The following is a 13,582-nucleotide window of genomic DNA, read 5'->3' as shown; positions in this document are numbered from 1 at the left end:
TTGCTGAGCTACTTCATAAACTGACTAAGATGCTGTTTGGGTTAATTATAGCAATGTAAGAACAATGTAGAGACGCCATACTTGGCGTCTCGTCGTCCGCGCCGTTCGGACATACCCTTTGCAACGTCATCGTTCAACGACGAGACGCTACACTGTTCTACTGATTGTAGAGTATAATCCGAACAGCTGTAACCCAACCAGCAGCGTTTTCAGCCCAATAAACCCGCGGCTCACCTAAGGATACTAAAAATCTCCCCTGCACAGGAGCTGGAAATGGGTTTATGCTATGGTGCAGCTTGCTTTAATGACGGCGAATAGTGAAAATTCGATAAGATTTGGGAGGGCTATTGTGGCCGTGTAATCCCTCACCACCCTTAGCTGCGTTTTTGTGTCTGACGCTTCGTCCGTTTCTGTTGCTCCTTACCTAGCCTCGCAGTCGTTGACGGTGCTCGTGCCCGTGTACAACGAAGAAGAAAGCCTGCGCCAGCTGGTGGTGGAGGTGGATAAGTTTCTAAGCCAGACGCCGGTGCCCACCACGGTGCTGTTTGTCAACGATGGCAGCACCGACGGCTCGCTGGCCTTGCTGCGCGACATCTGCCGGCCGGGCACTGCCTACGAGTTCATTTCCCTGAGCGAAAACCGTGGACTGAGCACGGCCATCAAAGCCGGCATCGACCACAGCCGCAGCACGCTGGTGGGCTATATCGATTCGGATATCCAAACCACGCCGCTCGATTTTCTCACCTTCTTCGAGTTTTTTCCGGCTTACGATATGGTGAATGGCATTCGGGCCAAGCGTCAGGACACGTTCGTGAAGAAAGTCTCATCCAAAGTGGCCAATGGCGTGCGCCGGGCCCTTATCAATGACGGCATCGAAGACACGGGCTGCCCCTTGAAAATCATTAAGATAGAATATGCCCGGCGGCTGCCGCTGTTCCACGGCCTGCACCGCTTTCTGGGCGCTCTGGTGCAGCTGCAGGGCGGCCGGGTGAAGCAGATTCCGGTTCGGCATTTCCCGCGCTTTGCCGGCACGGCCAAGTACACCCTCTGGAACCGGGCGTGGAAGCCGCTGGTCGACACCTTCGGCTTCCGCTGGATTCGGAGCCGCTGGAAGAACTACGAAATCGGGGAGCAGTACCGGGCTACCAGCCGTGCTTAGTGCCCAGCAGCTGGCCCTGGGCATCGGCCTCACGTCGCAGCTGCTGTTTAGCAGCCGCATTGTGCTGCAATGGGTGCAGAGCGAGCGGGCCCGCCGGGTACTGGTGCCCGCGTTGTTCTGGGAAATCAGCCTGATATCGTCGTTTTTGATGATAATCTACGGCATGCTGCGCCACGACCCGGTGATACTGGCGGCTCAACTCGTGAGCTACGGCATCTACATCCGCAACCTGCAGCTGCAGGGCGAGTGGCCCAAGCTAAGCCCCTGGTTTCGGGCGGCGGCTTACGTGTTTCCGGTGGCCATGCTGGGGTGGGCGGGGGTGGGAAACCGGTACTTCAGCCTGCAGGCGGTGCTGCGCCCCGGCATTCCGAGCGGGGTGCTGCTGCTGGGCGCGGTGGGCCAAACGGTGTTTCTGCTGCGGTTTGTTTTCCAGTGGCTGTATTCGGAGCGCCAGGGTGAGTCGGTGCTGCCGCTGGGGTTTTGGGTGGTGAGTCTGGCCGGTTCGCTGCTCATCCTGGCCTACGCCCTGCTGCGCGACCCGATTGACGTGGTGCTCATCATCGGCAACGTGTTTGGGACGGTGGTGTATTTCCGGAACATCGTGCTGCTGCGCCGAGGGCAGCGGCAGCAGGTAGCGGGGTAGCGCGCCTGTTTGCCAAGCCTGTTCATTTAGCAGCCGAAGCTGGCTCAACTAAGGTTACGCGCCAGTACTTGTATTTCCGCTTCCTGTTTAGGTAAAAGCTTTCGAATACGCGCAGGCCCGCTGCCATCTCCCAGGCCACCACGAAGTTGTGGGCCTCCATCAGAGTGATTTCCGAAATGCCTGGGTGCACAAAAAGAGCTGAAGAAGCACAGGGCCAGCACGGCTGCCAGCCGTGCGCCCGTGCGGCGCATTTACACGGGCGGCACCAAGTCCACGGCGCGCGCAGGCTGGGGGTGGGCAGGGACGAATTCCCTTTCATCGAGCCAGCTCACAAATTGCCGCAACCCCTCGGGCAGGGCCGTGCGGGGCTGGTAGCCCAGCAGCTTCCGGGCCTTGCTGATGTCGGCAAACGTGACGTCCACATCGCCGGCCTGGGCCGGCAGAAACTCCAGCTGCGGCGCCACCCCCATGGCCTGTCCGAGGGCCGCCACCAGCTCCAGCAGCGAGATGGGGTGGCTGTTGCCGAGGTTCACGATTTCGTAGGTGCCAGCGTGCGCGTCCAGATAAGCCAGGCCGCGCACGATGCCGTCCACGATGTCGTCGATGTAGGTGTAGTCGCGGGCGGTGCGGCCGTCGCCGTACACGGGCAGGGGCTGGCCGGCCCGCAGCCGCCGCGCAAACTTGTGGATGGCCAAATCAGGGCGCTGCCGGGGGCCGTACACGGTAAAGAACCGCGCGTTCAGCACATTCAGCCCGTAGAGGTGGTGGTAGGTGAAGGTGAGCTCCTCACCGGCCAGCTTGCTGGCGGCATAGGGCGAAATGCAGTGGGCAAACAGCGGTTCGTCTTCGCGGAAGGGCCGCGCGGGCGTGTTGCCATACACCGACGAGGAAGAAGCAAACAGCAAGTTGGGCAATTGTTGCGGCTGCTGCCGCATCCATTCCAGCAAGTGGGTGGTACCAAGCACATTGGTGTCGAGGTAGGCCGCTGGCTCGCGTAGCGACGGCCCCACGCCGGCTTTGGCTGCGAGGTGCACCACGGCGGCATAGGGCTCGGGCGGCAAGGCGGCGAGGCCGTGGCGCAAGTCCAGCTCATAAAAAGAAAACCGGGGCTGGGGCCGAAGCAGCGCCAGGTTCTCAACCTTAGTGTGGCGGTCGTAAAACGGGTCGAAATTGTCGAGGCCCACCACCCGGTAGCCGTCGGCCAGCAGCCGTTCGCTCAAGTGAGAACCGATGAAGCCCGCGCAGCCGGTGACGAGGATAGTAGACATAGCGCAATCAAAAAAGTATAAAAAACCCTGGCCGCCTCCTCTCGGCTGGCCTTGCCCAACCGCTGGCGTAGAGCGGAAGCTTAACAAAAACGTTGTTATAAAAAATTGATAATTAGGGTGCTATAAATAATGGCTGGCATTGTTGAAATCACGCCTTGTACAATGTAGTCTATATTATACCTTTATTTTATGGAACTATTTCCGGAAGCTGAGCCGTTGCGAGCCCGCTTTGCCCTCCTATGGTTGGGGCTATTTCTAATACTATTGGGGCTGGGGCTGCTGTCCGGGCTCAACGCCTGGGGCCCGCTGGAAAGCAGCGAAGCGCGCTACGCCGAAATCGGGCGGGAGATGCTGGCCAGCCGCGACTGGCTGCACCCGCGGCTGCTGGGTATTCAGCACTTCCATAAGCCGCCGCTCACCTACTGGCTCACGGCCGCGGGACTGGCGGTGGCGGGGCCCACGGCGGCGGGTGTGCGGCTGCTGCCGGCGCTGGCCGTGCTGGTGCAGGTGGGGCTGGTGTACGGGGTGGGCCTGGTGCTTTTTGAGGGCAACCGCGCCCGTGCCCTGGCGGCGGCCGTGGTGTACGGCACGCTGCCGGCGGTGCTCATTTCGGCCCTCAACGTCACCACCGACGTGTACCTGGCCACGCTGGAGCTCGCGGCCGCTTATGCCGTGCTGCGGTATTATGTCAACGGCCGGCCCGGCTGGCTGTACCTGTTTTGGCTGGCGTTGGGGCTGGCGTTTCTTACCAAAGGGCCGGTGGGCCTTGTGCTGCCGCTGATGGCCGTGGCGGGGTTTTATTTCCGGCAGAGCCGCCCGCGCCGGCCTTTCACGGTGCACCACGCCCTGGGCATCGGCTTATTTTTGGTGGTGGGCTTGGGCTGGTACGGTTACCTGGCTACCGAAAACCCCGCGTTTGTGCGCTACTTCCTGTTCAACCATACCGTGGAGCGCTTCGTCAATCCGGCCTCGTTTGGGCGCAGCAAGCCGTGGTGGTTTTACTGGGTGCTGGCCCCGGCGGTGAGTTTGCCGTGGTCGGCGGCGTTGCTGGCTCAATTTGCGCGCACGCCCTGGGCGGCGCTGCCCCGCACCTGGCGCAACGTATGGGTGTTTTGGGTGCTCGTACCGCTGGTGTTTTTCTCGCTGTCCAGCTCCAAGCTGTTGCTGTACGTGCTGCCCGTGTTTCCCGGCGTGGCCCTGCTGGTGGTGTACTACCTGGGCCGCTGCCCCGAGGCGGTGCTTTACCGCTGGTACCTGGGCATGGGGCTGTTTTTTGGCCTGATGCTGACCGCAATCGGGGTATTGCCGATGCTAAGCATTCGCGCATTGCCGCTGGTGGCGAGCCCGGCCTTGGGGTTCTGGGCAGCGGTGGGCCTGGGGGCGTTGCTGGTGCAGCACCTGCTGTGGCGGCCGGAGTGGCCGGTGCCACGCCTGCTGGTAGCGCCGGCGGTCTTCACACTTTTCCTGCTGCTAGCCGCCAAAACCCTGTTGCATCAAAACGAGCTCCTGTTCAACGGCACCCGGCCGGTGGCAGCCCGCCTGCTGCTCCCACACCTCGCCGGCCGGCCAGTCTTGGTGTACAACGAGCTGCTGCCGTCGCTGGCGTTTGAATTGGGCCAGATTCCGGTGTCGCTCTTTGATGGCAATGAGAAGCTCAGGCGCGAAACCCAGTTCGAAGCCGACCGTGCCTGGCAGCGCCTGCTGGTGAACCTGCAAGACAGCACGGCCCCCAGTGTGCCCCTAGCGGCCCGCTGGTCCCGGCCGCCGCTGCTGGTGGTGAAGGGCGCCCTAGCGCCCGACCGCCAATGGCTGCGCACCGGCCTGCTGCGCGAGGAGCAAGTCGGTCCCTGGCGGATATACTACGCGCCCTGAAGCCGCTAAACTCTCTGCTTGCCGTCTTTGCCGCGGGCCTTTTTCTACATTCGCCTCCTGAATACTCTCTCCGCTATGGCAACCTTTCTCCGCGACATCATCCGCCCCGCCGCCGAATTGCCCGCCGCCGACGTATGCCTGGTGGGCCTGCCCCTGGATTTTGGCACCGTGCTGGAAGGCGGCCGGGCCGGGGCCGTGGGCGCGCCCGATGCTATTCGGCGCGAGCTGCGCCGCTACCACAAAGTTTACAATCTGGAGCACGACGTGAGCCTCGACCAGCTGCGCCTTGCCAACGCCGGCAGCCTCGACCTGCACGAGCACGACCACGCCCGCAACCACGCCCACATTCGCGAGCAGCTGGGCAAGCTGCTGGCGCAATATCCCCGGGTGGTGGTGCTGGGCGGCTCGCACGATGGCTCCTACTCCACGGTGCGGGGCCTCTTCGATGCCAGCGGCGGTAAGCCCGTGGGCGGCATCAACCTCGATGCACACGCCGACGTGAAGGACAAGCCCGAAATCAGCAGCGGCACGCCGTTTGGCAAGCTGCTGCGCGAGGGCTTTGTGGCCGGGGACCGGTTCACCGAAATTGGGCTGCATTCCAACCTCAACACCAAGGAGGATGTCGATTTCCTGAACCAGCAAGATGCGCACATCGTGCCGCTGGCCCACGTGCAAAAGGACGGCATGGAGCTCTACATGACGCGCGCCCTGAGCCGGGCCATCAAGGCGGGGCCCGCCTTCGTGAGCTTCGACATCGACGGCTGCGCCGAGGCCTACGCGCCCGGCGTATCGGCACCCAGCGCCGACGGCTTTACCCCGCGCCAGGCCGTGGAAGCCGCTTATCTGGCGGGCCAGAAGGAAGAGGTGCGCCTGTTTGAGGTCGCTGAGCTAAACCCGCTGTTCGACCGCGACAACCAAACGGCGCGCCTGGCCGCCACCATCATTACCGCGTTTCTGACCGGTGTGGCTGCGGCCGTCGCCGACCGCGCCGCCGGCCGCCGATAAGCAGCCACGAGACGCCCGCTACCGCCAGGCCCGCGCCCAGCATGGCAGCCTGCATGGGCAGCTTGTCGGCCGGGGCAGGGGGCAGGTGCTCCACGCCGCTGGCATCGGTGCGGGCGGGTTCCTTCACGTAGCGGCCGTGGGAGGGCACGGGGTAGTGGTCGGCCAGTTCATGCAGGCCCGCGGCTGCTTCCGGGCCTTTTATAACCGGGCCGTGGCCGCAGCCGATGGCCTTGGGCTCCAGGGCAGCCAACAGCTGCACCGAGCGGCGGGCCGCTTCCCAGTCGTAGTTGAAGGGCGTGCCGGCCCGGCTGATTTTGGGCAGCCCCAGCAGCACGGCCGGCACAGAATCGTGGTGGCAGGTAGCGAAGGCATCGGCCCCAAGGAGCACGCGGTCGGCCTCGCGGAAGAAAGCCAGTTGCCCGGGCGCGTGGCCCGGCACGTGCAGCCAGCGCCAGTTCATGAGGTAGGGCGTGGAGGGGTCGTCGGTGTTGAGGGCCTGCACCCGGTCGCCCAGGTTGGGCAGTTGGGCTGGAAAGAAGCGGCTCATAAACGCCAGCGAGCCGCCCACGGTGGGGTCGCGCGGCGGGTACAGCGCCTTGCCCGTGACGTAGGGCAGCTCCAGTGAGTGCACGATGACGGGCACGTTCCAATGGTCGGCCAGTTCCTTGGCCGAGCCCAGGTGGTCGAGGTGGCCATGGGTCAGCAAGATGGCCTCGGGGTGGCTGCCGGGGTAAAACAGCTTGTCGGCGGCGGCGATGATGGTTTTGGCGCTGCCGGGCAGGCCGGTATCAATCAACACCCACTCGCCGGGCGTACCGGTTTCGACAAAATATACATTGACAAAACGTTGTATGCGGAGCTGGGTGACGCCGGCGGCTACATTATCCATGGCAAGTGGGGTGTTGGAGAAAGGAAAGCTTGAAAGCAGGCATACGATGTCCGGCGAAAGAGGGGAGGGCTGCGGCCGTAAAAAAATCTAGGAAGGTGTGTAACGAATCGGGAATTACCCGGTAACCCTTACACGGCCAGCCGCTGCCTCCCGCTTCTGAAACCTCAACCCTTTCAAATTCTTACTCTTATGCTCACCTCCAAAACCCTTCTTTCTGCATTTGCCATCTCCTGCTTAGCCCTGCCCGCCCTAGCCCAATCCACCACCGAGCCCCAATTCAAAATCACTTGCGAAGAAGGCAACTGGTCGAGAAACGACGGCGAGAACAAACGCTTCTGCGAAACCCGCGACCTGACCATGAACGCCCCGGGCGGGCAGCCCCTCAGCATCGACGGCGGCGCCAACGGCGGCATTGCGGTGCATGGCTGGTCGGGACCCAACGTGCGCATTCGGGCCAAGGTGACGAGCTGGGCCAGCACCGACGCCGAAGCCCAGTCGCGGGTGAAAAGCGTCACCATCCGCACCGCCAACAACACGTTGAAAGCCGATGCTCCTGGCAAAGACGAGCACTATAGCGTGAGCTACGAGGTATTCGTGCCCCGCCAGACAGCCCTGGCCCTGAACACCGTGAACGGCGGCATCAGCCTCGATAATATGCAGTCCGACGTGAAGTTTCACGCCGTGAACGGCGGCGTCTCGCTCACCAGCCTGGGCGGCCAGGTTACCGGCCAAACCGTGAACGGCGGTCTGAACATCACCCTCACCGGCAACAAGTGGAACGGCAAAGGCCTCGACGTGGAAACCACCAACGGCGGCGTTCACTGGAAGCTGCCCCAGGACTATTCCGCTCAATTTTTCACCAGCACCAACATGGGCGACATCCGCTCGGCTCTGCCCGTCAATAAATCAGGTTTCATGCACAAGGAAGTAACCGCCAACCTCGGCAAAGGCGGCGCGCCGGTGAAGGCCGTGACCACCAACGGCGGCATCAGTGTAGACCAGGGCCGCGACTAGCCTAATCATCTGTCATGCAGAGCGCAGCGAAGCATCTTATCGCCGCTGAACGAGTCGTTCCAGCCTGATATGATGCTTCGCTGCGCTCTGCATGACAACGGAGCGGTAAGATGCTGAGGTTCTGCGGGTGCCAAATGAGCAGGCTTTTATGTACTTGGCTCAGCAGCCCAGGCTGAAATCGGGGAAGTCGGCATAGGCAGGGGCGGGCGTGTCGTCGAGGCGGATGATGTGGTCGAGTCTGATTTCCTCGCCCGATTTCAGGCGCATGTATTCCACCTTGTCGCGCACCAAAAGCGTGTCAATTACGCCGGATGCGAGGCAGAGCTGGCGCAGGTCGTTGAAGTACTGCAGGTCTACCCGGCGTCGCAATGTGGCGGCAGCTTCCAGTAGGTCGTAGAAGTGGCAGTCGATGGGAGTGTAGTCGGTGCTCATGAAGCTGGGAAATAGGGCGAGCGGAAGGTAGGGCAGCCCAACAATGCACTGGTTACGTGGGCTGGTAGGTGCACGATACAAGGGCTGGATCCGCCAATAGGTTTCCGGATAGTGCTGCAAGTCGGCACTTTTCTATCTTCGCCGCACCCACCCAATCCACTTCCCACCCATGCAGACCACCCCCCTCGCTGCCGAACTCAATCTTGAAGCTAACTCACTTTCCAGCGGCCCGGGCACGCCCAAACCGAACGGCGGCAAGCGCCCGATGTTCTACGAGTTCAAGCCCACCGAAACCGTGCGGGCCGCCCACGGCACCACCCTGCGTTGCAAAACCTGGGAAGCCGAAGCCGCCCTGCGGATGCTGGAAAACAACATCGACCCCGCCGTGAGCTTGGTCTACGACGAGCTGATTGTGTACGGTGGCGCCGGCCGCGCCGCGCGCAACTGGAAAGAGTACCAAACCATCGTGAAGACCCTGAAGGAACTGGAGCCCGACGAGACCATGCTTGTGCAATCGGGCAAGGCCGTGGGCGTGCTCAAAACCTGGCCCCATGCCCCGCGCGTGCTCATTGCCAACAGCAACCTGGTGCCCGCCTGGAGCACCCAGGAGTACTTCGACCAGCTCGACCGCATGGGCCTGATGATGTACGGCCAGATGACGGCCGGCTCCTGGATTTACATTGCCACCCAGGGCATCTTGCAGGGCACGTACGAGACCTTCGCTGCCATGGCCGACCAGCATTTTGGCGGCAGCCTGCGCGGCACCATCACCGTCACGGCGGGCCTGGGCGGCATGAGCGGCGCCCAGCCGCTGGCTGTGACCATGAACGACGGCGTGTGCCTCGTGGTGGAGCCGATTGATGAGCGGGTGAAGCAGAAAGTGCGCGAAGGCTACCTCGACGAGCAGGCCCGCGACCTCGCCCACGCCCTGGAGCTCTGCGAGCAGGCCAAAGCCGAAGGCAAAGGCTGGTCCGTCGGCCTCACCGGCAATGCGGCCACGGTGCTGCCCCAGCTGCTGGAGCGGGGCTTCCGGGCCGACATTGTGACCGACCAAACCTCGGCCCACGACTTGATGGACTACATGCCCGAAGGCGAGATAGACACGGTGCTGGCCTTGCGCGCCAGTAACCCCGAGGAGTTCAAAAAGCAGGCGCTGCAGGCCATTGTAAAGCACGTGTCGGCGATTCTGGAGATGCAGAAGCGCGGCACCATCGCCGTGGACTACGGCAACAATCTGCGCGGCCAGGCCGAAAAAGGCGGCCTGCCGGTGCGCGACGAACACGGCCATTTTCTCTATCCCGGCTTTGTGCCCGCGTACATCCGGCCGCTGTTTTGCGAGGGCAAGGGGCCGTTCCGGTGGGCTGCTCTCAGCGGCGACCCGCAGGATATTCTGCGCATCGACCGCGCCCTGCTCGAAACCTTTCCCGAAAACAATCTCCTGGCCCGCTGGATAGCCAAGGCCCAGGCCAAAGTGCCGTTCATCGGCTTGCCGGCCCGGGTGTGCTGGCTCGGCTACGGCGAGCGCGAGAAGTTCGGCCTCGTCATCAACGACCTGGTGGCGCGGGGCGAAGTCTCGGGCCCCATTGTCATCGGCCGCGACCACCTCGACTGCGGCTCGGTGGCCTCGCCCAACCGCGAAACCGAAGGCATGAAGGACGGCTCCGACGCCGTGGCCGACTGGCCCCTGCTCAACGCCCTAGCCAACTGCGCCAGCGGCGCCGACTGGGTGAGCCTGCACAACGGCGGCGGCGTGGGCATCGGCAACTCCACCCACTCCGGCATGGTGATAGTAGCGACCGGCACCCCCGAAAAAGCCGAACGCCTCAAGCGTGTGCTTACTACCGACCCCGGCATGGGCATCTTCCGCCACGCCGATGCGGGGTATGAGCTGGCTCAGGATGTAGCGCGGGAGCGCGGGGCGAAGATTCCAGGGGTGAAGTAGAATACAACACTTAACAAACACTATGAAACTGAAGCAGACTTTGATGCAGAAATACAGTAGTATTTCAGAAGCGTCAATTACGGAAGCCAATATTTCAATTGAGCATTTAGCGGCAATTGATGATGACTTTGCCAAATTGAATCCACAGCTTGACCAAGCTGCTGAATTTATTACTAGATTCTTATTGAAAGCAAAAGATATTCATTCTGTTAGATACAGACTTAAAAACCCTGAGCATTTACTTAGAAAAATAATCAGGAAAAAGAAAGAAAACTGTTTAAGAGAAATAACGCCTGGAAATTACAGGAGTGAAATCACCGACCTGATTGGTGTAAGGGCCATTCACTTGTTTAAAGAGGATTGGAAAAAAGTTAATGACTTTATTATGAATACTTGGGAAGTGCATGAACAACCAACAGCATATGTTAGAGCTGGTGACACGGAAGAGTATTCTGATATGTTTAAGGAAGGAGGCTGTGAAATCAAACCCCACCAGTTTGGGTATAGGTCAGTTCACTATATAATTAAAACTCGACCTGCGAAAGAGGAAATACTTGCTGAAATTCAAGTAAGAACCATTTTTGAAGAGGGATGGAGTGAAATAGACCACAAAGTGCGTTATCCATCGCGTAATAGTAATGAACTAATTGACTACTTGTTATTAGTCATGAACAGATTAGCTGGCAGCGCTGATGAGCTAGGGTCATTTACTAAAAAATTGGGGCTACATATGTTGGAAAGCAGGTTGGATTATGAAGAAAAGCTTCTTGAAAAAGATGCTGTGATTTTAGAACTAGAAAAAAAGATAAAACTGCTTGATATCGATAAGGATAAAAAGGCTGAGTTAACTAAAATGACTTCTGATTTGCATGCATTGGTGCCGCCAAAATTTGATTTTAGTTCCTTGTTTCCAATTCAGGGTATAGGAGCAGCATTAGCTGAGGCAGTTGGACCATTAGCAAACCTCGACTTTTCCCAAGCGTCGGATTTATACAGAATTCAAAATATGGCTTCGGATAAAGTGACGCAGTTACCGGCACCGCTATTAGAGCCTGGAAAGCAAAGAAATAAGATTAAAAGCGTTAATAATAAAGCCAAAAGCGCTGAGTAAAGTATACTTTCGGTCAATGGAACGGCCCCGCTGCAATCACAGTGGGGCCGTTCCATTTCCACCGCAGCCTATGCTTCCGGAGGCTTCACGTTGTCCGTCCCATTTGCTTGCGGTTGTGTCTGAGGAGCGTGGCAGTGGCGTAGAGCGGCTTTTTTGACTGATTGTCTTTTAAATCAGGTGCTCGTTCCTCACAGGTCAGTGAGAGTGGCCGTGAATGCATTACTGTTGTCACGTTGCGATGTACTAATTTTCTCCAATGACAATGTTTAAGACCGTTCTAATCAGCCTATGAAGCCTCGCCCTACGCTGTTGTTCGCCGGGGCCTTACTGCTGAGCGGATGCCAGGCCGCCACGGCGCAGCAAGCGCCCTCGCCCTACAGCACCCGATTTGCCGTGGATGCGCCCATCACAGTTGGGCTGGCGGGACTGAGCGTAACGGGGCTGTACCTGGTGCAGCAGAAGCACGTCTCGACTGAGGCCGAGCTGGCGGCGCTGAACCGTCAGGATATCCCCAAAGTTGACCGGTTTTCGGCGGGGTGGTACAGCGACCGGGCTCAGGTTACGAGCGACGCTTTTTGCTACGGCACGCTGGCGCTGGTGCCCGCCCTGTTGTCCTTCGACCCTAAGGTGCACGGCCGCTACGGGCAGGTAGCCGGGCTGTATCTGGAAACCATGAGCGCCACGGCGGCCATTTTTACCCTCACCGTGGGCACGGTGTACCGCTCGCGGCCTTACCTCTACGGCACCGAGGGCGGCAGCAAGCGCCACGGCACCATTGCCACCGATTCGTTTTTTGGCGGGCACACGGCGCATACGGCTACGGCCACATTTTTTGCGGCCCAGGTGTTTCATGATTTCAATCCCGGCTCGGCAGCCCAACCCTACGTGTGGGGCGCAGCCGCGGCCCTGCCGGCGGTGGTGGCGTACTTCCGCGTCCGGGCCGGCAAGCACTTTCTCACCGACAACCTGGTGGGCTACGCCGTGGGGGCCACGGTGGGCGTGGTGGTGCCCCGGCTGCACCGCAGCGCCCCCGGCTACGATGCCGCGGCGGTGCCCGCCCAAAATTTCACCGACTCGCTGGTGGGCTGCGGCGTGGGCGCGGCGGCCGGCGTGGTGGCGCTGCATTTCTACAAGAAGGTGCACGGCACGGGCGTATCCATGGTGCCCATCCAGGGCCTGAGTGTGAATGGATATGCTTATGGCGGCCTGATGGTGACCCGGCGCTGGTAGCCGCGCTAGTTGCTTAGCAGCTTGAGTGGTGGGCAGCTCGTCGCAGCTGGCTGCCGGCCGTGGGCAGGTAGGAAACCGGCGCGGGCGCTACCAGCCGAAACTACGGGCCCGGCACGTCGTAAGGTAGGAGCTACACCGTCTGGTAATCAAAACGTCGATGAACAAGGTCAATCTAGCCGAATCGAATAAGCTGCCCGCTGGCGCCAGCGGGGCCGTGCAGGGTAGGGGCGCCGGGAGCAGCGGTAAGATTGTGCATCCGTACTTCTGGACCTTGGCTTGTGGAGTGCTGCTTGAGCTGGCTTCGCTAGTGGCTTGCTCCGATGACCAACCCCGAAGCGCCAATTCGGAAATGCGGGTCGACCAACCGGAAACTGCGGCTACTAGCGGTGCCGGTGCCAGCCCAACAGCTCCGCAAACGGCCAGCGATAATGCCGCTGCCGAGCCTCCAGGTCCGCTATCGGGCCAGGGCCGCCGCTACCGGGTGGCGGTCGGCACGGCGTATTTTTTTGATGCTCCGCAGCAATCCACGCCCAATGGCAAGTACCTGCGCCGGGGCGACGTCTTCTACGGGGAGGGCGAATGGAACGGCTTCGTGAAAACCGGTTTTATCGGCCCCGACGGCACCAAGAACACCGGGTGGCTCAAGGCCCAGGAGCTAACCCGGCTGGCCGAAAGCACCGCTCCTGCCAAAGCGGCTCGCACCAGTTCGGCACGCCCGTCCGCAACTGTAGCGCAGCCGAACCGCACGCCCATGCCCACTCCTGCAACGGCCCCCGTGCAGCGGGCCAGCAGCAACACTACCAGCGGCCAACGGGCGGTGGTGCAGGTGGACCGGGCATATTTCTACAACTCGCCCGACCTGGCCACGCCCCGCAGAGCATTTTGCCAGCGCGGAGATAAAGTGCACCTGGGCGAATCCCGCGGAGCTGCCGTGTACGTGACGTTTACCAATTGGGAAAAGGTGACCACCACCGGCTGGATGCGGAAAGACGCTTTGCGGTTTAATCAATAACCAAT

At 60.8% G+C, this 13,582-nt stretch carries 12 protein-coding genes; 9 read left to right on the top strand and 3 right to left on the bottom strand.

Going from position 1 to position 13,582, the window contains the following annotated elements; genetic code table 11:
* Positions 1 to 388: 388 nt before the first annotated feature.
* Together AUC43_RS16170 and AUC43_RS16165 are read left to right on the top strand one after the other, a co-directional pair.
* Positions 389 to 1,159 (top strand): glycosyltransferase, encoded by a 771-nt coding sequence (locus tag AUC43_RS16170; RefSeq protein WP_068195997.1) that lies wholly within the window; start codon positions 389 to 391, stop codon positions 1,157 to 1,159.
* Positions 1,152 to 1,802: a lipid-A-disaccharide synthase N-terminal domain-containing protein gene (locus tag AUC43_RS16165; RefSeq protein ID WP_068195994.1), complete on the top strand. Its 651-nt coding sequence runs from the start codon at positions 1,152 to 1,154 to the stop codon at positions 1,800 to 1,802. Before AUC43_RS16170 ends, AUC43_RS16165 begins: the two co-directional genes overlap by 8 nt.
* A gap of 251 nt (positions 1,803 to 2,053) precedes the next feature.
* On the opposite strand, the gene AUC43_RS16160 is transcribed toward AUC43_RS16165, so the two are convergent.
* Positions 2,054 to 3,070 (bottom strand): GDP-mannose 4,6-dehydratase, encoded by a 1,017-nt coding sequence (locus AUC43_RS16160; RefSeq protein ID WP_068195991.1) that lies wholly within the window; start codon positions 3,068 to 3,070, stop codon positions 2,054 to 2,056.
* Positions 3,071 to 3,259: 189 nt separating this feature from the next.
* On the opposite strand from AUC43_RS16160, the gene AUC43_RS16155 reads away from it, so the two are divergent.
* A complete protein-coding gene (locus tag AUC43_RS16155; protein ID WP_082685137.1) occupies positions 3,260 to 4,942 on the top strand; it encodes an ArnT family glycosyltransferase in 1,683 nt (560 codons plus the stop codon).
* 75 nt (positions 4,943 to 5,017) lie between these two features.
* Positions 5,018 to 5,947: an arginase family protein gene (locus AUC43_RS16150; protein ID WP_157781129.1), complete on the top strand. Its 930-nt coding sequence runs from the start codon at positions 5,018 to 5,020 to the stop codon at positions 5,945 to 5,947.
* On the opposite strand, the gene AUC43_RS16145 is transcribed toward AUC43_RS16150, so the two are convergent.
* On the bottom strand, positions 5,886 to 6,836 hold the full coding sequence (locus AUC43_RS16145) for an MBL fold metallo-hydrolase (protein WP_068195982.1): 951 nt from the start codon (positions 6,834 to 6,836) through the stop codon (positions 5,886 to 5,888). The two genes, AUC43_RS16150 and AUC43_RS16145, sit on opposite strands and share 62 nt — an antisense overlap.
* 189 nt (positions 6,837 to 7,025) lie before the next feature.
* On the opposite strand from AUC43_RS16145, the gene AUC43_RS16140 reads away from it, so the two are divergent.
* Positions 7,026 to 7,850 carry a DUF4097 family beta strand repeat-containing protein gene (locus tag AUC43_RS16140; protein ID WP_068195979.1) on the top strand — a complete coding sequence of 275 codons (825 nt, stop codon included), beginning with the start codon at positions 7,026 to 7,028 and terminating at the stop codon, positions 7,848 to 7,850.
* A gap of 159 nt (positions 7,851 to 8,009) precedes the next feature.
* Here the strand turns inward: AUC43_RS16140 and AUC43_RS16135 are convergent, their stop codons facing one another.
* On the bottom strand, positions 8,010 to 8,282 hold the full coding sequence (locus tag AUC43_RS16135; RefSeq protein WP_068195976.1) for a Rho-binding antiterminator: 273 nt from the start codon (positions 8,280 to 8,282) through the stop codon (positions 8,010 to 8,012).
* A 169-nt stretch (positions 8,283 to 8,451) separates the two neighbouring features.
* On the opposite strand from AUC43_RS16135, the gene hutU reads away from it, so the two are divergent.
* From hutU to AUC43_RS16115, 4 genes are all read left to right on the top strand, one after another.
* Positions 8,452 to 10,224 carry a urocanate hydratase gene (gene hutU / locus AUC43_RS16130; protein ID WP_099092903.1) on the top strand — a complete coding sequence of 591 codons (1,773 nt, stop codon included), beginning with the start codon at positions 8,452 to 8,454 and terminating at the stop codon, positions 10,222 to 10,224.
* 22 nt (positions 10,225 to 10,246) lie between these two features.
* Positions 10,247 to 11,335 (top strand): RelA/SpoT domain-containing protein, encoded by a 1,089-nt coding sequence (locus tag AUC43_RS16125; RefSeq protein ID WP_068195973.1) that lies wholly within the window; start codon positions 10,247 to 10,249, stop codon positions 11,333 to 11,335.
* Positions 11,336 to 11,623: 288 nt separating this feature from the next.
* Positions 11,624 to 12,565 (top strand): phosphatase PAP2 family protein, encoded by a 942-nt coding sequence (locus AUC43_RS16120; protein ID WP_068195969.1) that lies wholly within the window; start codon positions 11,624 to 11,626, stop codon positions 12,563 to 12,565.
* 157 nt (positions 12,566 to 12,722) lie between these two features.
* Entirely contained in the window at positions 12,723 to 13,577 is an 855-nt protein-coding gene (locus AUC43_RS16115; RefSeq protein ID WP_157781128.1) for a hypothetical protein, read from the top strand.
* Positions 13,578 to 13,582 lie beyond the last annotated feature (5 nt).

It is taken from the genome of Hymenobacter sedentarius (assembly GCF_001507645.1).
Classification (GTDB): Bacteria; Bacteroidota; Bacteroidia; order Cytophagales; family Hymenobacteraceae; genus Hymenobacter; species Hymenobacter sedentarius.
This window is presented reverse-complemented; position numbering and strand designations above follow the sequence as displayed.